At 65.3% G+C, this 22,085-nt stretch carries 16 protein-coding genes and 1 pseudogene; 7 read left to right on the forward strand and 10 right to left on the reverse strand.

Going from position 1 to position 22,085, the window contains the following annotated elements:
• A pseudogene (locus IF809_RS27355) lies at positions 1–214 on the reverse strand (hypothetical protein); the annotation flags it as partial.
• A gap of 361 nt (positions 215–575) precedes the next feature.
• On the opposite strand from IF809_RS27355, the gene IF809_RS27360 reads away from it, so the two are divergent.
• On the forward strand, positions 576–1,364 hold the full coding sequence (locus IF809_RS27360) for a L,D-transpeptidase (RefSeq protein ID WP_462839045.1): 789 nt from the start codon (positions 576–578) through the stop codon (positions 1,362–1,364).
• Between the two features lie 2 nt (positions 1,365–1,366).
• Here IF809_RS27360 and IF809_RS27365 read toward each other — a convergent pair whose 3' ends face one another.
• Positions 1,367–2,629 (reverse strand): hypothetical protein, encoded by a 1,263-nt coding sequence (locus IF809_RS27365; RefSeq protein ID WP_462839046.1) that lies wholly within the window; start codon positions 2,627–2,629, stop codon positions 1,367–1,369.
• Positions 2,630–2,814: 185 nt separating this feature from the next.
• Here IF809_RS27365 and IF809_RS27370 point away from each other — a divergent pair, with 185 nt between their 5' ends.
• The gene (locus IF809_RS27370; protein ID WP_462839047.1) at positions 2,815–3,753 is read left to right on the forward strand and encodes a glycerophosphodiester phosphodiesterase; all 939 of its coding nucleotides are present in this window, start codon (positions 2,815–2,817) and stop codon (positions 3,751–3,753) included.
• Positions 3,754–3,776: 23 nt separating this feature from the next.
• On the opposite strand, the gene IF809_RS27375 is transcribed toward IF809_RS27370, so the two are convergent.
• A complete protein-coding gene (locus IF809_RS27375) occupies positions 3,777–6,059 on the reverse strand; it encodes a spermidine synthase (RefSeq protein WP_462839048.1) in 2,283 nt (760 codons plus the stop codon).
• Between the two features lie 228 nt (positions 6,060–6,287).
• Between IF809_RS27375 and IF809_RS27380 the strand changes: the two genes are divergently transcribed.
• Positions 6,288–7,898, forward strand: coding sequence for a phytoene desaturase family protein (locus IF809_RS27380; protein WP_462839049.1), 1,611 nt, complete (start codon positions 6,288–6,290; stop codon positions 7,896–7,898).
• A gap of 291 nt (positions 7,899–8,189) precedes the next feature.
• On the opposite strand, the gene IF809_RS27385 is transcribed toward IF809_RS27380, so the two are convergent.
• Complete coding sequence (locus IF809_RS27385) at positions 8,190–8,345, reverse strand: Flp family type IVb pilin (RefSeq protein ID WP_128969196.1); 156 nt, start codon at positions 8,343–8,345, stop codon at positions 8,190–8,192.
• A 165-nt stretch (positions 8,346–8,510) separates the two neighbouring features.
• Between IF809_RS27385 and IF809_RS27390 the strand changes: the two genes are divergently transcribed.
• Positions 8,511–9,398 (forward strand): 50S ribosomal protein L11 methyltransferase, encoded by an 888-nt coding sequence (locus IF809_RS27390; RefSeq protein WP_128964712.1) that lies wholly within the window; start codon positions 8,511–8,513, stop codon positions 9,396–9,398.
• A 121-nt stretch (positions 9,399–9,519) separates the two neighbouring features.
• Here the strand turns inward: IF809_RS27390 and IF809_RS27395 are convergent, their stop codons facing one another.
• Positions 9,520–9,699 (reverse strand): hypothetical protein, encoded by a 180-nt coding sequence (locus IF809_RS27395; RefSeq protein WP_128964711.1) that lies wholly within the window; start codon positions 9,697–9,699, stop codon positions 9,520–9,522.
• Between the two features lie 185 nt (positions 9,700–9,884).
• Here IF809_RS27395 and IF809_RS27400 point away from each other — a divergent pair, with 185 nt between their 5' ends.
• The 3 genes from IF809_RS27400 (at position 9,885) to IF809_RS27410 (ending at position 13,703) form a co-directional block, all read left to right on the forward strand.
• Complete coding sequence (locus IF809_RS27400) at positions 9,885–11,714, forward strand: aminopeptidase P family protein (RefSeq protein ID WP_462839050.1); 1,830 nt, start codon at positions 9,885–9,887, stop codon at positions 11,712–11,714.
• A 96-nt stretch (positions 11,715–11,810) separates the two neighbouring features.
• Positions 11,811–13,091, forward strand: coding sequence for a multidrug effflux MFS transporter (locus tag IF809_RS27405; RefSeq protein WP_462839051.1), 1,281 nt, complete (start codon positions 11,811–11,813; stop codon positions 13,089–13,091).
• 66 nt (positions 13,092–13,157) lie between these two features.
• Complete coding sequence (locus IF809_RS27410) at positions 13,158–13,703, forward strand: hypothetical protein (protein ID WP_462839052.1); 546 nt, start codon at positions 13,158–13,160, stop codon at positions 13,701–13,703.
• Positions 13,704–13,718: 15 nt separating this feature from the next.
• Here the strand turns inward: IF809_RS27410 and ligA are convergent, their stop codons facing one another.
• The 5 genes from ligA to ftsZ all read right to left on the reverse strand — a co-directional run bounded on the left by ligA (position 13,719) and on the right by ftsZ (position 22,001).
• Positions 13,719–15,866, reverse strand: a complete 2,148-nt coding sequence (gene ligA, locus IF809_RS27415) for an NAD-dependent DNA ligase LigA (protein ID WP_462839053.1) — start codon at positions 15,864–15,866, stop codon at positions 13,719–13,721.
• A 182-nt stretch (positions 15,867–16,048) separates the two neighbouring features.
• Positions 16,049–17,719, reverse strand: coding sequence for a DNA repair protein RecN (recN, locus tag IF809_RS27420; RefSeq protein ID WP_462839054.1), 1,671 nt, complete (start codon positions 17,717–17,719; stop codon positions 16,049–16,051).
• Between the two features lie 24 nt (positions 17,720–17,743).
• Positions 17,744–18,634, reverse strand: coding sequence for an outer membrane protein assembly factor BamD (locus IF809_RS27425; protein ID WP_128964705.1), 891 nt, complete (start codon positions 18,632–18,634; stop codon positions 17,744–17,746).
• A 243-nt stretch (positions 18,635–18,877) separates the two neighbouring features.
• Positions 18,878–19,840 carry a UDP-3-O-acyl-N-acetylglucosamine deacetylase gene (gene lpxC, locus IF809_RS27430; protein ID WP_462839055.1) on the reverse strand — a complete coding sequence of 321 codons (963 nt, stop codon included), beginning with the start codon at positions 19,838–19,840 and terminating at the stop codon, positions 18,878–18,880.
• Positions 19,841–20,204: 364 nt separating this feature from the next.
• Positions 20,205–22,001, reverse strand: coding sequence for a cell division protein FtsZ (ftsZ, locus tag IF809_RS27435; RefSeq protein WP_128964703.1), 1,797 nt, complete (start codon positions 21,999–22,001; stop codon positions 20,205–20,207).
• Positions 22,002–22,085: the final 84 nt, after the last annotated feature.

The following is a 22,085-nucleotide window of genomic DNA, read 5'->3' on the forward strand; positions in this document are numbered from 1 at the left end:
CGCCGGCACCGACCACGCCTCCGACCGCGCCGCCCACAGGACCGGCAATCCGGTTGCCTTCATAGGAGCCTTCCTGGGCGCCGCGGACGATGCCCTAGGCGTGACTGGAGTGCGGAAGAGACAACAGCGCGAGAAAGACAGCAGCGGCTGCAAACAGCAGGCGGACGGGCAAGCCGGCCGGCAAGACTGCGGCGGCGATACGAGCTTTGTTCATTTTCAATCCCAAGGGAATAATTGCGGCGGAAGCCGCCTGTCAGGGCAGGCATGGTCAACGTCCGAAGCGGCCAAATGGTTGCGCCTTTGTGACGAATTGTCGGCGTTGTGAACGCACGCCGCGCTCGCGAAAATGTCAGCGTCGCCGGGAGATGCGCGGCACAAAGCGGCCTTGCTTACGCCCGGCATCACGTTAACGATGGGCAGGCAGGCCGCTGGAACGAAAGCCGGATTGCAGGCATAGTGCACGCCGGGGACGGTGAGCCGCGGTGTTATGGTTTGAGCATGATCCCTTTCGGAAAATCGCTACACACTTTTCCGGATCATGCTCCAGCGTGAACAGGCCGGAGGCCAGACGTCAGATGCGTGCATTTTTCCTCGCTTTCACTTCACTGATGCTTGTGAGCGCGGGCACCGCGCAAGCCAAGGTCGACATTACCATCGACAAGGACAATCAGCAGATGACCGTCGCGGTCGACGGCGTCACCCGCTACCACTGGCCGGTGTCCACAGGCATTCCCTCGCGCGAGACGCCGAACGGATCGTTCCGCGCCTTCCGCATGGAAGAGGATCACTATTCCAAGGAATTCGACGACGCGCCGATGCCGCACTCGATCTTCTTCACCAAGGCCGGGCACGCCATCCACGGTACCGACTCGGTCGGACGATTGGGCACGCCCGCCTCGCATGGCTGCGTGCGGCTGTCGCGCCAGAACGCCTCGACCCTCTACGCGCTGGTGCAGGATCAGGGCGTGCTCAACACCACGGTGACGCTGACCGGCTCGGCACAGGTGGCGCTGGCCCGCAACCCACGCGGCCGCGCCAACACTGCGGTCGCGCGCGCCCAGCAGGGCGCCGACGAGCAGCAATACGCAACCACAGGCGATCCCGTGAACCTGACGCCGCCGATGCAACCCGCACGCCGCTACATGCCGCAGGATGACAATTACATCTATCCCGCTGACGGCAGCGACACCGGCGCGCGCTACCCGGCGCCGCGCCCGATCACCCGCCCGTATGGCGCGCAGGTCTACCAGCAACTGCCGCAGCCGCAGCAGACTTACGACCAGGGCTATGGCCAGCAGGGCTATTACTATCAGCCGCAGCCGCGCCAATATTATCAGCCGCGCAACTACTTCTATCAGAACTGACGTTACCTGAACGCGGCGTCGCCGCGTTCGACGATCTTCCGCACGACATCGACGAAGGCGCGGGCGACCGGTTCGAGAATCTCGGGGCCGGTCGCGCCGAGATCGTCCGCGGGCGTATGGAAGGTTTGATGGCGGCCGGCCATGCCGAGGAAATTGACATAGCCCGCCGCGTGCACGTCGCGCAGCTCGCCGACCGCCTGCTTCTCCGTCACCAGACGTTTCGCCGCGACCGCGACGAAGGCCTCGTCGGTCAGCGCAACGGCGGATTTGCTCAGCACCAGATAGCGCTCTTCCTCGGGCCTTGCGGTGCGCGCGCCGTTCGCAAACGCGTAGCACGCGTTCGACGAGCCGAAGTGGATCCAGGCCAGCGTGTCCTTCGGCGCAGGCGCGCCGTCTTTCAAGAACAGCTCCATGCCGCCATGGCCGATCTCGTGACCGGCGGTCGCGATGAAGACGAAATGCGCCGGCCATTTTTCCGCCGCCGCAATGCGCGCTAGCGCGAGGAAGTTGGCGATGCCGGGGCCGCGCTCGCAGACGCAGGAATACCAGCCGGTCATGGGCGTCGAGACGACGATGGTGGGGCCGCGCCCGCTGCCGGTCTCCGCGACGACGTTGCGTCCCGAGACGTTGCGGTCGTAATGGCCTTTGACGTCGAACGTCACCGGCGCGCCCGAGGCGAGTGCGCGATCGAATGGAGCACGCGACTTGGCGCCGACCACCATCACCGGCACCGGCCAGGGCGTGTCCTCCTGCGTGACGTTGTAGGCAAAGCGGTCATCGGCGGGATTGCCGATCGTCAGCAGGATGGCAGCGGGTCCCCTTGCTGCGGCCTCGGAGATCGCGGCACGGTGGGCCGGGCCGAGATAGGCGCCGCGATCGAATGGCAGATCCACCCAGAGAATCTTGCCGGCGACATCGCCCTCCCGCGCGAGCGGCGCGGACAGATGAAAGCTGGCCTTGTCCTCCGGCGGCCACCAGAACGGCGTCGCCTCGGCCGCGGTGCCGGAGGCTTCGGCGCTGGCACGCTCCACGACATATTGCCGGCCGAGCACGACGGGTTGAAACTTGATGGCGAAGCCGGCCCCGGACAGTTCGCCCGCGATCCAGTCGGCCGTCGCGCGATCGCCGGATGAGCCGAAGCGGTGCAGGCCGAAGGAGGCATAGCGCGCCACGTCGGCATAGAGGCTCGCGCCCGACAACACATCCTTGGCTGCCGCCTGTCCGACCATCAGAGCCGCCATCGTTGCGAGGAAGGTGAGCCGCATGTAAATCGCTCCCGGTCTTTTTTGCGGAACAGTTTCCGCTTTCTCCAGCCGCCGTCAACCGCGGGACTGGACGAAACGAGCGAAGATTTCATATGTTTTTCCTTTCATTTGGGCCGCGAACCGAGATGCATTCACGCATTGCGACAATTCTGACCGTGCTTTCGGTTCTCACGACAGGACAAACCATGACCGGAAAAGCGATGGCTTTCGATCTCGAGGCGCATCGCGGCGGGCGCGCGCTGATGCCGGAAAACACGCTGCCGGCCTTTGCCAACGCGCTCACGATGGGCGTGGACACGCTGGAGCTCGACGTCGGCATGACCGCCGATGGCGAGGTCGTGGTGTCGCATGAGCGCGGGCTCAATCCCGATCTCGCGCGGGATCCGAACGGCGCCTATGTCGCGGCGCCCGGCACGCCTTTCGTGAAGCTGCGGTTCGCCGAGGTCAGAACTTACGACGTCGGCCGGATCCGGCCCGACAGCGCCTATGCGAAGCAATTTCCCGACCAGCGCGCAGTGCCGGGCACCCGCATTCCGACCCTGGAGGAGTTGTTCGCGCTGGTGCGCAAGTCCGGCAACGAACGCGTGCGCTTCAATATCGAGACCAAGATCGATCCGGATCATCCCGATGAATCGCTGCAGCCTCAGGCATTCGTCACCAAGCTGCTGGGAGTGATCGCGGACGAAAAGTTTTCCGACCGTGTCATGATCCAGTCCTTCGACTGGCGAACCCTGCTGCTCGTCCAACAGCAAGCTCCGGCCATTCCGACGGTGTACCTGACACTGCAGCGCGGCTCGGCGCCAACGATCGCCCTCGATAAAGCCACCAGCTGGACGGCGGGCTTCAACCCGGCCGATCACGGCGGCTCGCTGCCGCGGACGATCAAGGCCGCGGGCGGCGCGGTATGGTCTCCCTATTTCGGCGACGTCACCGCGGCGCTCGTCACCGAGGCCCATGCGCAGGGATTGCGCGTCGTGGTCTGGACGGTCAACAAGCCCGACGACATGGCGCGGATGATCGAGATCGGCGTCGACGGCATCATCTCCGACAGGCCGGACCTGTTGCGGCAGGTCGCCGGCGAGAAGGGAATAGCGCTGCCGCCCGGGACGCCGGTCGAACCGTAAGCCTCGACTGGTAGCTCGAAGAGCTACTGCTCTCCGAACCGCAAGCGCCGATACAGCGCACCCAGGATGTTGGAATAGTCGTCGGTCCAGACCCGCACCTTCTCGTCCGCGTCGGTCTCCTCCCACTGCTTGGAAGAGGCCAGCCTGCCGACGTCATCGGCTTCGCGCGCGGAGATGACGACGTCGGTCGAGAAGATGTAATCTGCGTCGCGGCCGGAATCCTCATCAAAGACCCAGCTTTTGAGATCATTGGCATCGGCAATGCCGACGACGACAGGTTCGAGATCGAGATGCCGGTTGGAGACGTGCATCACCACGGCGCCATGCGGGGCGAGCTTGTCCTTGTAGATCTTCATCGCCTCTTGGGTCGCCAAGTGAATCGGGATCGCATCCGACGAATAGGCGTCGACGATGATGAGGTCGTAGATGCCGTCGGGCTCCCTGGCAAAGGTGAGGCGCGCATCTCCGATCACCGGCTTCAGGTCCGGCAGGCAGCTCGAGATGTAGCGGAAGTTCCTGGGGTCACGCGCGGCATCGACCATGGACTGGTCGATCTCGAAGAATTTCCAGTCCTCGCCGGGCTCGGCGGCGCAGGCGAGCGTGCCTGAGCCGACGCCGATCGCCGCGACCTTCAAGGGAGCGCCCTTGCGCTCGCGGATCGCGGTGATCGCCTGACCGATGCCGCCGTCCTTGTGATAATAGGTGATAGGCTCGGGCCGGCCGGTGACGGGCGTGCCGTCGTTGTTGCGGAAGCGCTCGGCGCCGTGAATCGTGGTGCCATGCATCAGCACGTGGAAATAGCCGCCCGGCGTCACCACGATCTTGTGCACGCCGAAGAAGCTGCGCACGGTGGTGACGCGGCCCTCGTCGGCCGGGTAAATCCGCGTCAAGGCCAGCGCCAGCGCCACGGTGGCAAAGATCTTCCAGCGATCGGCATCGAGCGCGAGCGCCAGAAGCGCTGCGAGCACGCCGACGGCGCCGGCAACCCAGACGCGGTGATCCTCGAACCAGGTCGAGAGATCGCCCGAGGTATAAGATGGCACCACCAGCGCCGCCGCCAGCAAGGCAAGCGCCAGCCAATACCATCTCACGAGACCAGCAAGACGCTCGTTCGCTGACGGCCGGCACAGTGCGGCAAGCGCGACCAGGATCGGATATTCGGCAATCCAGGAGAACGTGAAGGGCGCCACGAGGCCGGCAAAGAGGCCGCCGACCATGCCGCCGAATGACAGCGCAACATAGAACCCGGTGAGATATCTGGCCGCGGGGCGGGTCCGCGCCAGTTCGCCATGGCAGGCCATGGCGATGATGAAGAAGCAGAGTTGATGGCCGCCGAGCGTGAGCAGCAGATTCTGCTCGCCGCCGAAGGCAAGAAGGAAGATGACGCCCGCGATCGCCAGCGGCTGGAGCATCAGCATCCATTTGTGCGGCAGGAGCGGCCGCGACTGGAACACCACGACCCAGGTCAGCAGATACAGCGACAGCGGCAGCACCCACAGCAGCGGCGCCGCCGCCACGTCGGTGGAGATATGCGCCGTGACTGCGATCAGCAGGCCCGAGGGGACCGCCGCAAGGAATATCCAGCGCAGCCGCGTCACCACGCCTGGAGCCGGAGTATTTGCGTCATCGGTCCGTGTATCAGCCACCGCGAGATCAGGCGAGCGCAACAGCATCATGCCGCAAGCCCCGATCAGCAGAATCAAAAGGCCGTAGCCGCCGGTCCACAGCCGGTTCTGCGCATGCAGCGTGAACATCGGCTCGAGCAGGAACGGATAGGACAGCAGCGCCAAGAAGCTGCCGATATTGGAGGACGCATAGAGGAAGTACGGATCGTGACCATCAGGGTGACCAGTCCGGACGAACCATGCCTGCAGCAGCGGATTGTTGGCGGCGAGCGCGAAGAACGGCAGGCCGATCGAGGTCACGAACAGGCCGAGCAGCCAGAACGCGTAGCCGGACGCCGGCGGCTCGCCATAGGCGCTGGCGATGCCGAGCGGCAGTGTGACGAAGGCGGCGATCAGTAGCACGAGATGGACCACGACCGGGACCACACGATTTTTGATCTGCATGAGCAGATGGGCATAGGCATAGCCCGCCAGCAGCAGCGACTGGAAGAACACCATCGCCACCGACCACACGGCAGGCGAGCCGCCGAGCCGCGGCAGCACCATTTTCGTGAACAGCGGCTGCACCGAGAACAGCAAGAGCGCGCTGACGAAGATCGCTGCAGTGTAGATTGTCAGCAGCAGCCTATTGCGCGAGGCGGACGGCTGCTCCGCGGCGGCGGGTTGCGCGATCGAATCCATGGGAGCTCCGGCTTACTTCCGGCGGGCGCCGGGCGCGCGCAATGGAGCACACCGCGCCTGAACGGGCAATAAATGGTGTCGTGATGTTGCCGCGACGACTGCTTGCTATTAGACGGTCGTTCCGGGGCGATGCAGAGCATCGAACCCGGAACCTCGAGATTCTCCGGTGCGAAAGCCCGCACCATGGTTCGATGCAGCGCATCGCCCCGGAATGACGCCAAGGAAGTCATGACAGATACCGACGTCGTCATCATCGGCGCTGGCCATAACGGCCTCACTTGCGCGGCTTATCTCGCGAGCGCGGGCTTGCAGGTGCGTATGGTCGAGCGCCGCAAGGTGGTCGGCGGCGCCGCGGTTACGGAGGAGTTTCATCCGGGCTTCCGCAACTCGGTCGCGGCCTACACGGTGAGCCTGCTCAATCCGCAGGTCATCCGCGATCTGGGGCTTGCAGAGCAGGGCCTGCGTGTCGTCGAGCGGCGCGCGCAGAATTTTCTGCCCGCACCGGACGGCAACTATCTCCTCACCGGCGAAGGCCGGACGAAAGCCGCCGTTGCGCGGCTCAATACGCGCGATGCCGACGCCCTCGACGGCTTTTCGCGCGAGCTCGAGGATATCGCCGATGTGCTCAGGCAGTTCGTGCTGCGCGCGCCGCCGAATCTACTTGCCAGCTTTGGCCTTGGCGCGATCCGCGAGGCCGCGAACGCACTGACGACAGCCAATATCCTGCGCGGCCTGACGCTGGAACAAAGCCGCAGCCTGCTCGATCTCTTCACGCGTTCGGCCGGCGAGATGCTGGATGAGCGGTTCGAGCACGATCTGGTCAAGGCACTGTTCGGCTTCGATGCCATCGTCGGCAATTATGCGAGCCCTTATGCGGCCGGCTCCGCCTATGTGATGCTGCATCACGCCTTTGGCGAGGTGAACGGCAAGAAGGGCGTCTGGGGTCACGCCATCGGCGGCATGGGCGCGATCACGCAGGCCATGGCACGCGCCGCGCGTGCCAGGGGCGTCACGATCGACCTCGATGCCGGCGTGCGTGAAGTCATCGTGGATCGCGACCGCGCCGTCGGGGTGGTGCTGGAGAACGGCACGGCGATCCGCGCAAAATATGTGGCCGCCAACGTCAATCCAAAACTGCTTTACACGCGGCTGGTCGCGGCGGATGCCCTGCCGCAGGACTTCCTCGCCCGCATCCGCCGCTGGAAGAACGGCTCTGGCACCTTCCGCATGAACGTGGCGCTCGACCGCCTGCCCTCCTTCGCCGCGCTACCCGGCGACGGCGATCACCTCACCTCCGGCATCATCCTGGCGCCTGATCTCGGCTATATGGACCGGGCCTATCTCGATGCGCGGGCGCAGGGCTGGAGCCGTCAGCCGATCGTCGAGATGCTGATTCCATCGACGCTCGACGACACGCTCGCCCCTGCCGGACAACACGTCGCGAGCCTGTTCTGCCAGCATGTCGCGCCCGAACTGCCCGATGGAAGGTCCTGGGACGACCATCGCGACGAGGTTGCCAATCTCATGATCGCGACGGTGGACAGCTACGCGCCCGGTTTTGCCGCGAGCGTCCTCGGCCGCCAGATCCTGTCCCCGCTCGATCTCGAGCGGCAATTCGGCCTGCTCGGCGGCGATATCTTTCACGGCGCGTTGACGCTGAACCAGCTGTTCTCGGCGCGGCCGATGCTGGGCCATGCCGATTATCGCGGGCCGTTGAAGGGGCTCTACCATTGCGGGTCCGGGGCCCATCCCGGTGGCGGCGTCACCGGAGCCCCTGGCCACAATGCGGCGCAGGCCATACTGAGAGATCACCGCAGGCTGTTCGCAAGCCGTGGATAGGTCTGTGGACAGGCCTGCTCGCAGCGCTGTGATGAAGCTGTGGAAGTCTGTCGCGGCCCCTGGGTACAAGCCGCGAACCAAACTGTGGGAGGGCGGCGGATAGGCCCGATACGAGGCTGTGGATGAGCCCCCGGGTCACGCGTGGATAACCCGTGGACACAGGCAGCGATTACCGCCTCGGGCTCCGCCAACACGACTTCGCCCGCCAAGGGACAATCCCCAGGGCGGGCTGGTCGTCGAAAATGCCGTCTATGAAGAAAGTGGCCGCCGCCGGAAAATGGGAGGCAGAAATTACTTCAAGGAGCTGCTAATCGAGGTGAACTTGTCGTTCAGCGTGGTGCCCAGGCTGTTCACCACCGTGATGATCGCCAGCGCGATACCGGCCGCGATCAGCCCGTATTCAATCGCAGTCGCGCCAGACTCATCGGACCAGAACTTCGAAACCATGCGCTTCAAGACTCGCCTCCATCTCCATTTAAGGATGTGCCGGTTAGCTCCATCATCCGGAAATGTACGGTCGCACCGCCTACGATCGAGTTAAGCCGGGAACCGCAACTTGTGCGGAAAATTGGGAAGAAAAGTTCCCCAAATTGAAACCAACGGAACCTTAGGATGCAGCTTTCCCCTACCCATCGCGCCAGCTTTTCGATCGGCACCGAAGCCGCAGCCAGGCGCGTGGTCGATGTGTTGACCGAGGTCTTTTTCGAGGGCGATGCCGCGGTCGCCGCCTTCGAGCGACCGGACGGGCAATGGGACGTCACGCTGCATTTCGCCGCGGCGCCGGATCAGGCGGGCCTACGCGAACTCGTTGCAAATTCAGCAGGAAATGACGTCGCCGCCAGGCTTGCCTTCGACACGGTCGAGGCAAAGGACTGGGTCAAGGCGAGCCTGGAGGACCTCGTCCCGGTTCCGGCCGGACGCTTCGTCGTCCACGGCAGCCACGACCGCGACCGCGTGGCGCCGAACAAGCTCGCCATCGAGATCGAAGCGGCACTCGCCTTCGGGACCGGACACCACGGCACTACGCGTGGCTGTTTACTCCTGCTTGACCATGTCCTGAAACATGCGCGGCCGAAGCGCGTGCTCGATCTCGGCACCGGAACCGGTGTGCTGGGCATCGCAGCCGCCAAGGCGCTGCATCTGAGGGTGCTGGCCTCCGACATCGATCCGCCTTCTGTACGGGTCGCGGCCGAGAACGCAGCCCTGAACGAAACAGGCCAATATGTGCGGGTGATCCGCGCCACCGGCTTCGCTGCGCCGGATTTTGCCAAGAGCGGTCCGTTCGACCTGGTGCTCGCCAACATCCTTGCCAATCCCCTGCGGCAATTGGCGGGCCCGATGGTCCGGCATCTCGCGCCCGGCGCTCGCGTCATCCTCTCCGGCCTGTTGACCCATCAGGCGCCCGCCGTGATCGCCGCTTACCGCGCGCGCGGCCTCGTGCCGCTTCGGCATCTGCGGATCGAGGGCTGGAGCAGTTTGTTGCTGCGGAAAGTGGATTGAGCGAGCTCTCGTAGCGTGGGCAAAGCGTAGCGTGCCCACCACTTTCGTCCGCCGATACGAGATAATCCGTGGGCACGGCGCTCTGCGTCTTTGCCCAGGCTACAAGACTGTCGAGGCTGCCCTACTCCGCCGGCTTATCGTCCCCGCGCATCGCGCGCTCGCCCTGCAAGGCGCGCCTGGCGCGACGCTCGGCGACGCGGTCGATCATCTGGCTGATGAGGCCGCGCGGCTTTTTCGGTGTCTTGGCTGCGGGTGCGCGGCGCACCGGCGGCGAAATCTTCTCAAAGGTGAACGCTGGCATCGTGTGTCCCCTCGCCGTTGAGACGAACCACTTGCTCGAATTTTCCCGACATCCGGACGAAGCGCAACTGCCGCATCCATTACTCCACTCAATTCGAATGGAACATTTTCAAGCACAGTCCATGCCAGATGAGACGGCAATTGCGTCTAGATTGCGGACTGATCCCCATGATCCTAAACTGAGCCATGTTCGAAGCACACTTCCAGACATTCGAGGAGCCGGAGGCCGGCGTCGCATTGACGGCGCGGCTGGCTGCGCTCCGTGAAGAACTCACCCGCCGCAAATTGAGCGGGCTCCTCGTTCCGCGCGCCGACCAGCAGCAGAATGAATATGTGGCGCCCTCCGAAGAGCGGCTCGCCTGGCTGACCGGCTTCACCGGCTCGGCCGGCCTTGCCGTGGTGCTGGCCCAGGAAGCCGCATTGTTCGTCGACGGTCGCTACACGATCCAGGCAGCCAAGCAGGTCGACGCCAAGGCCTGGGCGGTGGAATCGCTAATCGATCCGCCTCCCGAGAGCTGGGTCTCGGCGCATCTCAAATCAGGCGATCGCCTAGGATTTGATCCGTGGCTGCACACTTTTGCGGCAGCCGAGCGGCTCTCCGCCGCCTGCGCCAAGGCGGGCGCCGAACTGGTGGCGGTCGACAGCAATCCGGTCGATGCGGTCTGGCACGACCGGCCGCAGCCGCCTATCGCGCCGGTGGCGATCCACGGCCTGCAATATGCGGGCGTGGCGGAGGCCGAGAAGCTGGCGCAGATCAAGGCCGAGATCGAGAAGCTGGGCGCCGATGCCCTGGTGCTGTCCGACAGCCATGCGGTCGCCTGGACCTTCAACATCCGCGGCGCCGACGTCGCACATACGCCGCTGCCGCTGTCCTATGCGGTGGTGCCCAAGGTCGGGCGGCCCACTGTTTTCATCGACCACCGCAAGCTCTCGAACCTGACGCGCGATCATCTCGAGCAATCGGCCGACGTGCGCGAGCCCGATGCGCTGACGCCGACGCTGATGGCGCTGGCGAGAAGCGGCGGGGCAATCGCGCTCGACAGCGCCACCGCGGCCGACGCCCTGAGCCGGCTGATCGCGGGCGCCGGCGGCAAGCCCGTGCGCGGCAGCGATCCGATCGCGCTGCTGAAGGCGGTCAAGAACGCGACCGAAGTCAAGGGCACGCAGACCGCGCACCGCCGCGACGCCATCGCGCTGGCGCGCTTTCTCGCCTTCATCGATCGCGAGGCGGCAAGCGGCAAGCTGACCGAGATCGACGCGGTCGAAGCGCTGGAAACGTTCCGCCGCGACACCGGCGCGCTGAAGGACGTGTCGTTCCCGACCATATCGGGCACCGGTCCCAACGGCGCCATCGTGCACTACCGCGTCACCCGCAAGAGCAACCGGCGCATCGTGCCCGGCGATCTCCTGCTGATCGATTCCGGCGCGCAATATGAAGACGGCACCACTGACGTGACGCGCACCATGGCGGTCGGCGAACCGACGGCGGAGATGCGCGACCGCTTCACCCGCGTGCTGCGCGGCCATATCGCGATCGCCCGCGCGGTCTTCCCCGACGGCACCACCGGCGCGCAGCTCGATACGCTGGCACGGCAATATCTCTGGGCCGCCGGCGTCGATTTCGAGCACGGCACCGGCCACGGCGTCGGCAGCTATCTCTCGGTCCACGAAGGACCGGCGCGGATCTCGAAGCTCGGCACCACGCCGCTCAAGCGCGGCATGATCCTCTCCAACGAGCCCGGCTATTACAAGACCGACGGTTTCGGCATCCGCATCGAGAACCTCGAGCTGGTGGTCGAAGCCAGCATCAAGGGCGCCGAGAAGTCGATGAACGCGTTCGAGACGCTGACGCTCGCGCCGATCGACCGCCGGCTCATCGACACATCGATGCTGAGCAAGGAGGAACTCGCCTGGCTCAATGCCTACCACGCGCGTGTCCGCGACGAGGTTCGGCCGGCGCTGGACGAGGCGACGAAGAACTGGCTCGACCAGGCGACGGCGGAGCTGCGGGCCTGAATCCGTCCCAAGACTGCCGCGCCTTGACGCCGCGCGCATAGCCGTATTCCGAAATGGCCATATTCGCTCGCGATGCGATACGGCTAGTGTCCGGCGATGCACGGCATGATCAGCGGGCCGCCTGAGGCGGCGACGAAGAACATCGCGACCTCGCGCGTGGTGTTGCTGCTTCTGGTCGTCATGACCGGGGTCGCGCCGATCTCGCTGTACATCCTGGTCCCGGCGCTACCCGTGCTGGCAACGAATTTCGGTCGCGACATCTCGATCGCGCAGATGACGGTGTCGCTCTATATGGTCGGCATCGCCCTGTCGCAGCTCATCATGGGACCGCTGTCGGACAAGTTCGGCCGGCGCCCGGTGCTGCTTGGCGGCCTCGCGTTGATGGTCGCAGCGAGCGTCGCCTGCATGTTCGCCGAGACCCTGCCGCAACTGATCGCCGCGCGCTTCTTCCAGGCGCTCGGCGGCGCCTCCGGCATGGTGATCAGCCGCGCCATCATCCGCGACATCTATGAGCGCGACCGCGTTGCCTCCATGATCAGCCTCGTGGTCGCGGCCCTGATGATCGGCCAGATGGTCTCGCCGCTCACCGGCGGCCTGATCGAGACCGCGTTCGGCTGGCGCGCGATCTTCTACGCCGTCACGGCCGGTGCGCTTGCGGTGGCCGTCGGCATCGCCATCGCATTGCCGGAGACGCGTCGCGACCGCGCGGTCGGCAGCGGCGGCTTTCGCAGCGACGTCGGCGGCCTGATCAAGAGCCGCGCCTTCATCGGCTATGTGATGTGCCAGGTGCTGGCGTCGCAGATCATCTTCACCTTCGCCGGCGGCGGTCCCTACATCGTCGTGACCCAGATGGGGCGGACCAGCGCCGAATACGGCGCGTGGTTCGCCACGACGGGCTTTGCGTATCTGATCGGCAATCTGCTCTGCGTGCGCTTTGCGCCGCGGCACGCGCTGGAGAAGCTGATCTGGTTCGGGCTCGCCCTGCAGCTTTGCGGCAGCCTGTTGAACCTGATGTGGAGTCTGACCGGCTGGAACGAAGCACCTGGCTGGCTGTTCGGCACGCAGATGATCGTGATGGTCGGCAATGCCTTCGTGATGGCGAATTCCGCGGCCGGCGCCATCAGCATCCGTCCCGAAGCCGCCGGCACCGCCTCGGGCGCGATGGGCTTTCTGCAACAGGGTATCGGCGCGCTGATGTCGCAATTCGGCGCCTATCTCGGCGGCCACTCGGCCACCACGCTGCCGCTCACCTCCGCCGTCCTCGCTATCTCGCTGCTCTGCGCCTGCACGATGATCTTCGTGGTGCCGCGCGGCGAGATCATGGTGAGCGAGGCACTGATCGAGCAGGCGGAAGAGGAAGAGACCGGGATGATGTAGCCCGCCGATTGCCAAGCGCGTTGCGCTCCCGAATACTGCGCGGACACCTGCTTGGGGGGCGAACCGATGATTTCGTCGAAGCGCGTACTTTATTGGCTGCTGTTGGCGGCGGCGATGCTGGCGCCGAGTGCGGCGCGATCACAATCTACCGATACCCTCGTGACGATGCTCCAGATCCTGAAGAAGGAGACCGCGGGGTGCAACTTCTCGCTCAAGGCCACCGGAACGATAACCAGCAACTATAATGGACCCGTCGATGAATTCATCGTGTTCTGGGTCTACGGTGTCGACGGCTGCGGCGGCGGCAACAATTGGGCAACATCAACGAGCGCGTTTTATGTCAAGCAGCCCTTCCGGGCCGCTGCCCAGGTCAGGAAGATACCGTTGGCAAAGAACGTGGTCGACGACACGCTGTTTTCGCAGGTCAAGAACGTAAGCTTCAAGCAGGACGCAAACGCCTCGACGTCCTATGTCGAAATCGACGGGCTCAGCGTCGGCGAAGATGATGCGCGTTGCTGCCCGACCGAAGGCCGAACGGCCAAAGTCTGGATCGAGGAAGGCCGGATCAAGAGCGCCATCATCAACCGGTGGAAAGAGCCGGCGCGCAACTAGGCCAGGCGCACCCCGTCACTCCCCGATCAGCTTCAACCACTCGTCCTCTGTCAGCACCTTGACGCCGTGCTTGTTGGCGTCCGCGAGCTTCGAGCCTGCGCCGGGGCCGGCGACGACGAGATCGGTCTTCTTCGACACCGAGCCCGAGACCTTGGCGCCCAGCCGCTCCGCGGTCGCCTTGGCCTCATCGCGCGTCATCTTCTCCAGCGAGCCTGTGAATACGACCGTCTTGCCGGCGACGGCCGAGTTGCTCTTCGGCTTCTCGGCGTCGACGATCTCGACTTCCCGGGTCAGCCGCTCGACGATGCCGCGATTGTGGCTCTCGCCGAAATAATCGGCGATGCTCTTGATCACGGTGTCGCCGATCTGGTCCAGCGCATCCATCTCCGCCATCGCTTCCCCGTCGCCCTTGGCGACCTTGAGGCAGGCGTCGTGAAAGGCTTCCCAGGAGCCGTAGCCGCGCGCCAGCGCCAGGGCGGTGGTCTCGCCGACATGGCGCATGCCGAGCGCGTAGATGAAGCGCTCCAGCGCGATTCTGCGCCGGCTCTCGATGGCGCCGAACAGATTGCGCACCGAGGTCGTGCCGTAGCCCTCGATCTCCTCGAGCTTGAGCTTCGCGTTGCGCTTCTCCAGCGTGAAGATGTCGGCGGGCTCTCTCACCCATCCTTCATCGAAGAAATACTGGAGCTGCTTCTCGCCGAGACCGTCGATGTCGAAAGCGCGGCGCGACACGAACAGCTTGAGGTGCTCGATCTTCTGATAGGGGCAGGCGAACTCGCCGGTGCAGCGGGCACGCGAGCCCTCCTCTCCCGTCGCCGTCTCCTCGCGCGTGACGTCGGTGTGCAGCGGGCATGGACACTTCTTCGGGAAGTGGAATTCCTTAGCGCTCTTCGGCCGCTTGTCGAGGACGACATCGACCACCTGCGGGATGACGTCGCCGGCGCGCTGGATCACGACGGTATCGCCGATCCTGATGTCGCGGCCATCGCGCAAGCTCTCGCCCTTGTTGCCGATGCCCTTGATGTAGTCCTCGTTGTGCAGCGTGACGTTCTGCACGATCACGCCGCCGACGCCGACCGGCTCGAGCTTGCCGACCGGCGTGAACGAGCCGGTGCGCCCGACCTGGATCTCGATGGCGCGCAGCACCGTCATGGCGCGCTCGGCCGGAAATTTATGCGCAATGCCCCAGCGCGGCGTGCGCGAGACGAAGCCGAGCCGCTCCTGCCAGTCGATGCGGTCGACCTTGTAGACGACGCCGTCGATGTCGTAGTCCAGTTTTGCGCGCTGCTCCTCGATGGAACGATGAAAAGCGAGCAGCTCCTCGACGGAATGACAGAGCTTCGTCAACGGATTGGTCTTGAAGCCGCAGCGCTCGAACCAGTGAATCATGCTGCTCTGCGTGTCCTCCGGCATCGCGCTCATCTCGCCCCAGGCATAGGCGAAGAAGCCGAGCGGGCGCGAGGCGGTGATGGTCGGATCCTTCTGCCGCAACGAGCCTGCGGCCGAATTGCGCGGATTGGCGAAGATGGTGGCGCCTTCCGCTTTCTGCCGTTCGTTGAGCGCGAGGAAGGCCTTCTTGGTCATGTAGACCTCGCCGCGCACCTCGCAGATGTCGGGGATGTTGCGCCCCTTCAACTTCTGCGGCACGTCTTCGAGCGTGCGGATGTTGGCAGTGACGTCCTCGCCCTCTGCCCCGTCGCCGCGCGTTGCCGCGGTGACGAGGTCGCCGCCCTCATAGCGCAGCGACATCGACAGGCCGTCGATCTTCGGCTCTGCGGAGAAATTGACGTTGTCGTCGTCGAGCTTCAGGAAGCGCACGATACGGCCGACGAAGTCGCGCACGTCCTCCTCGGCAAACGCGTTGTCGAGCGACAGCATCGGCACGGCGTGCCGCACCTTCCTGAAGCGGCCCGACGGCGCCGCGCCGATCTTCTGCGACGGCGAATCCCCGCTGACGAATTCAGGAAAGCGCTTTTCGATCGCGTTGAAGCGCTGACGCAGCGCGTCGTACTCGGCGTCGGTGACGGTAGGCGCATCTTCCTGGTAGTAGCGCCTGTCGTGCTCTTCGAGCTCGAGCGCGAGCCTGACGTGCTCGACCTTGGCCTGCGCCTTGGTGAGGTCGGCGACGTCACGGAGCGGTTTTGATCTTGCTGCTCTTGCCATGGTGCTTGGATACGACGGAGCGGGTTGCTCGGTAAAGGCGTGTGGAAATCTCGCGCCCCGGACGCAACGCAACGCCCCCGGCGATGCAAAGCGTCGACCGGTGCGGTGCGCTGCAGAGCCGCGGCCCATACAGCGGGAATTCTGGATCCCGGCTCGCGCTACGCGCGTCCGGGAGGCGGAATCTAGCTTGCCGCCTTGAGCAGCCGGTCCGCGGCCGCCCGCGCCTCGGCCGTGATCTCGGCGCCGGCGAGCATGCGGGCGATTTCCTCGCGGCGGTGGTCGTCGGCGAGCGCATTGACGCGCGTGGCGACGCGCTTGCCCTTGTCCAGCGCATCCTTGGATATCAGGAGATGCTGGTCGGCGCGGGCGGCGACCTGCGGGGCGTGGGTCACGGCCATCACCTGGACCTTGCCAGCGAGACGCGCCAGCCGGGCGCCGATGGCATCCGCAACCGCGCCGCCGACGCCGGTGTCGATTTCATCGAACACGAGCGTCGGTGCGGAGCCGCGGTCGGACAAGACGACCTTGAGGGCCAAAAGGAAGCGCGAGAGCTCACCGCCGGAGGCAACCTTCATCATCGGACCCGGCTTGGTGCCGGGATTGGTCTGCACCCAGAACTCGACGCGGTCGAAGCCTTGCGGCCCGGGGGCAGCCTCGTCGGTGGTGACCTGGGTGATGAATTTGGCGCGTTCGAGCTTGAGCGGGGCAAGCTCGGCGGTAACGGCCTTGTTGAGCTTCTCGGCCGATTTCTGCCGCGCCGCCGAGAGCTTCTTCGCGGCCGTCGCGTAGCGGCTATCGGCCTCGATTGCGGCCTGCTCCAGCTTCTTCAGGCGCGAGGCGCCCGCATCGATCAGCACGACATCGGCGGCGTATTTGGCGGCCAATGCCGCCAGCCCATCGACCGGCGTCGAATATTTGCGCGAGGCGGCGCGCAGCGCGAACAGCCGCTCCTCGATGCGCTCGAGCTCGGCGGGATCGAAATCGGTCGCGGCAAGCGCCGCCTGGAGATGCTGATCGGCCTCCTCCAGCGCGTTGATGGCGACGTCGATCGCCTTCACCGCGGGCTCGACCAGCGCCGGTGAATTGACGCCGCGGCGCTCCAGCCGACGCACCGCGGCCGACAGCGCCGCAACCGGCGAATTATGGCCGCCGACGACCTCCTGCGCCTCGCGCAGATCGGAGGCGATCTTCTCGCCCTGCATCATGGTGGTACGGCGATGGGCCAGCGAGGTCTCCTCGCCGTCCTTGGGCGCGAGCTGCTTGAGCTCGTCGGAGGCGTGACGCAGATAATCGGCCTCACGCGCGGCGCGCTCCATGCCGGCGCGATGCTCTTCCAGCTCGCTATTGGCCGAGCGGCGCGCGTCCCACAGCGCTTCGACGGCCGCCACGTCCTTTTCGAGGCCGGCAAAGGCGTCGAGCAGGCGGCGATGCGTGGCGGCATCGACCAGCGCGCGCTCGTCATGCTGGCCATGGATCTCGACCAGCGCGGCGCCGACCGCTTTCAGCGTCTGCACGCTGATCGACTGGTCGTTGATGAAGGCGCGGGTACGGCCGTCGGCGAGCTGGACCCGGCGGAGGATCATCTCCCCGGTATCATCGAGCCCGTTTTCGGCCAGGATCTTCGCCGCGGGGTGATTCTTCGGGACATCGAAGACGGCGGTGACCTGACCCTGCTCCGCGCCATGGCGCACGAGGCCGGCGTCGCCGCGGCCGCCGAGCGCCAACGCAAAGGCATCGAGCAGGATGGATTTGCCCGCACCGGTCTCGCCGGTCAAAACCGCAAGCCCGGTGGCGAATTCGATATCGAGCCGTTCGATCAGGACGATGTCACGGATCGACAGACGCGCCAGCATGGAACCAAATTTCCTAGCCGAGACCTAGAGGCCTATCTTCTTGAAGGTCCGGCTGATCCAGGACCCCTGATTCTCGCTCGGCTCGAGACCGCCCGATTTTACAAGATTATAGGCGTCCTTGTACCAGCGGCTGTCAGGAAAATTGTGGCCGAGCACAGCGGCGGCGGTCTGAGCCTCGCCGACGATGCCGATCGACATATAGGCCTCGGTGAGGCGGTAGAGCGCCTCCTCGACGTGGCGCGTGGTCTGATACTGCGTCACCACGGTCTTGTAGCGGTTGATTGCGGCGGTGTAGTCGCGCTTCTGCATGTAGTAGCGGCCGACGTTCATTTCCTTGCCGGCGAGCTGATCGCGGGCGCCCTCGATCTTGGCCTTGGCGGAGGTCGCGTATTCGGAGGTCGGATATTTGCGCACCACCTCTTCCAGCGAGGCGATCGCCTTCTCGGTGCGGGCCTGGTCGCGGCTGATATCCGGGATCTGGTCGTAATGCGATGCGGCGATCAGGTACTGCGCGTAGGCGGCATCCGGGCTGCCGGGATGCAGGGTGACGTAGCGCGTCGCGGCGCCGATGCAGCCGTCATAGTCGCCGCCCTGGTAGGACGCGTAAGCCGACATCAGCAGCGATTTGCGCGCCCAGTCGGAATAAGGATGCTGGCGGTCGACCTCCTCGAACTTCTTGGTCGCCGCCTTCATGTCCTTCTTTTCGTTCATGAGGTACAAGCCCTCATTGTAGATCTTGTCGGCGGGCTCCTCGACGAAGGTGTCGTCCTTCTGGGTGAACTTGTCCCAGAGCGAGCCGGTGCCACAGCCAGCCAGCGGCACCGCGAGCAGCAGGAGAGTTGCCGCCTGAAGCAGCCGACGAGTTCCGATCGGAGAAACCAAGAGATATCCGCGCGTCATACGCTGTGCCGACATGAATTCTAGACCTGACGCCCTGTGATGCGGTGCCCGCCGGCCCATGATCCCCATCATGGGTGCGAAATGTACCGTGGTGCCTGCCACGCGACCACGTCGGTGTAATCGAAAATCGATTGTTAACCCATCGGATAGGCAGGCATTCCGCCCGGATTAAGGCGAAAACGCCGCAATCCTAGTGCATCATGGTTACCAGGAGTTTCCCGGAGAAGGTGCCGCTTCGGCGCCTGCCGCAGCAGCCGTTCAGGACACGTCCGGCCCGTAGGCGGCGGCGATCCGGCCGCCAACGATCCCGCTGCCAACCTCGACCACGGGACGCGTGGTGCGGCGGGCCGCCTCGCCCTCGACCACCCGCCAGGCGGTACGGTCGGCGAGCAGCGCGGTCAGGACGGCGTGGTTGAGCTTGTGGCCGCCACGCACCGAACGATAGGCTCCGAGCAGCGGCAGGCCGGCCAGCGCGAGATCGCCGATCGCGTCCAGCACCTTGTGGCGGGCGCATTCGTCGGCGTAGCGCAGGCCCTCGGGGTTGAGCAGCCGCTCGTCGTCAAACACCACGGTATTGTCGAAGGAGGCGCCGCGGGCATAGCCCGCGCCCCAGAGCCGGGCCTGATCGCACATCAGGCCGAAAGTGCGGGCGCGTGCGATTTCCCGACGGAAGCGCTCGGGCGACAGATCGAGCGCATAGCTCTGCCGGCCGATCACGGGATTGGCGAAATTGATCTCGATCTCGGTGCGGAAGCCGTTGGCGTACGGGCGCAATTCGCCGAACGAATCACCCGTTGCAACCGACACCGGCTTGAGGACCTGGATGAAGCGGCGCTGTGCCGATTGGGTTACGATGCCGGCCTGGTCGATGGCCGCGACGAAGGGTGCCGCGCTGCCGTCCATGATCGGCACTTCCGGGCCGTCGATTTCGATGGTCGCGTTGTCCACGCCCATGCCGCGCAAAGCGGCGAGCACGTGCTCGGCGGTTGAAACCAGCGGACCCTTGCTGTCGCCCAGGACGGTCTGGAAGTCGGTCGCGACCACCTGCTCCGCGGTGGCCTGCACTTCGCGGTCGCAGCCGTCGAGGCCGGTCCGGACGAAAATAAAACCCGCGTCGATCGGCGCAGGCCCAAGAGTCACGGTGACGGGAAGACCGGAATGAACGCCGACGCCGGCCACGGTGGCTTGCGCACGAAGCGTTGTTTGCCGGCTAAATTTCATCAGGAACCCGCCCCACTACGACCCATTGCGACTTATACTAGACCCGACCGATCGATTGAGATCGACCGTCCGAATCTCCGTATCCCCAAGTCACGCCCGAACCATAGTCACTGCCCCAAACAGCGCCAACTCACGCTTTTTTACCGATTGTTACCCCAAACCCGCCGTATTCGCGCCAAGGCTTAACCAAATTGCGCCGGGGTTTTGGACCGATAGCGGTAGCTTTAGTGAAGCACCCAACAGGTAATTAATGATTTAAAATCAGTTGCTTGAATACGCAATCCGGACATGCACGGGACAAAAGGAAAGGTCCCGGCGAGCGTCTCGCCGGGACCTTTTTGCGTCTGCCTTATTGTAACAATCCTCAGGTCGCCTGCCGCCGCAGGAAGGCCGGGATATCAAGATGGTCGTCTCCCTGTGGCGCCGGCGCAACAGGCGCGGGGCGACCATGGGCATCGAGACCCTGCGGCGCGGGCCGGCGGGCATATTCCGATACCGGCTCGCTGGCGGCGATTTGTTGCTGCACCGTCCGCTGCGGCTTGCGCTCGGGCAGCGCCGGCATGGCGGGACCGGCGGTGCGGGCGGCGATCGGAGCTTCCGTCTCCTCGTCGCGACGGCCGAGGCCGACATTGGCGAGACGCTGGAGCAGCGACAGGCGGGTCTTTTGCGGGGTCTCCTCTTCCACCTCGCCGCGGGCCTGACGAAGCTCGGCCTGGGCCGGCATCGGCAGCTCGTCGAGGCGTGGCATGCGCGGCGCGCGGGGCGGGGCGCGCTCGGCCTGCGGCGGGATGAAGGTTTCCGGCGTCATCGGCTCATGCATGGCAAGCGGTGCCTGCTCGGGCTCCGGAAACAGCGTGGGCTTCTGTGCGATCGGGCGCACGGTGACGTCGCCATAGGTCTGCGGCGCGGGCGCCGGCGGGACTTCGGCAACGGCAGCGGCAATGGCGGCAAGCGCGGCGCGCTCGACATTGGGACGCGGCGCTGCGGGAGCAGCGGCGGGTGCAGCAGCCGGGATCTGCGATTCGAGCTTCTGGGCGCGCTCGGCCAGGCGCTGGTTGTCGGCGCGCAGGCGCGCGGTCAGGTCGGCGAGACGGCTCTCGGCAGCGGCGGCCGGAGCCGCGGGAGCCTGCTGGATCTGCTGCGGCGCGGCGTTCGCGACCGGAGCGGAGGTCGCCTGGCTGTTGCGGGCGATCGCAGCCTGCTCGATGCCGGTGGCAACGACCGAAACGCGGATCAGACCATCGAGGGCTTCGTCGAAGGTGGCGCCGACGATGATGTTGGCGTCCTGGTCGACTTCCTCGCGGATGCGGGTCGCAGCTTCGTCGACCTCGAACAAGGTGAGGTCCTTGCCGCCGGTGATCGAGATCAAGAGGCCCTTGGCACCCTTCATCGAGGAATCGTCGATCAGCGGGTTGGCGATCGCGGCTTCCGCGGCGGTCAGCGCGCGCTTGTCGCCGGAGGCTTCGCCCGTCCCCATCATCGCCTTGCCCATCTCGCGCATGACGGCGCGGACGTCGGCGAAGTCGAGGTTGATCAGACCTTCCTTGACCATCAGGTCGGTGATGCAGGCGACGCCCGAATAGAGCACCTGGTCGGCCATCGCGAACGCGTCGGCGAAGGTCGTCTTCTCGTTGGCGACCCGAAACAGGTTCTGGTTCGGGATGATCAGCAGCGTGTCGACCACCTTGTGCAGCTCGGCGATGCCGGCCTCGGCGGTGCGCATGCGGCGGCCGCCTTCGAAGTGGAACGGCTTGGTGACGACGCCGACGGTGAGGATGCCCATGTCGCGCGCGGTCTTGGCGATCACGGGAGCTGCACCGGTGCCGGTGCCACCGCCCATGCCGGCGGTGACGAACACCATGTTGGCGCCCGAGAGATGGTCGCGCAGCTCGTCGATCACCTCTTCGGCGGCGGCGGCGCCGACGTTCGGCTGCGAACCTGCGCCGAGCCCTTGCGTCACGGCGGTGCCCATCTGGACGATGCGCTGCGCCTTCGACATCGTCAGCGCCTGCGCGTCGGTGTTGGCGACCACGAAGTCGACGCCCTGGAGGCCCGCCGTGATCATGTTGTTGACGGCGTTGCCACCGGCGCCGCCGACGCCGAACACGGTGATGCGGGGCTTCAACTCGTGAATATCAGGAACGTTGATGCTGATGGTCATGTTTGCCTCTCGATCACGCGCGCGTGGGTTCGCCCCGGCCTGCGGCCGCGGGAGTTGGTGAAATCTGACATTTGCGGAAAGCGG

It is taken from the genome of Bradyrhizobium sp. UFLA06-24, assembly GCF_054967145.1.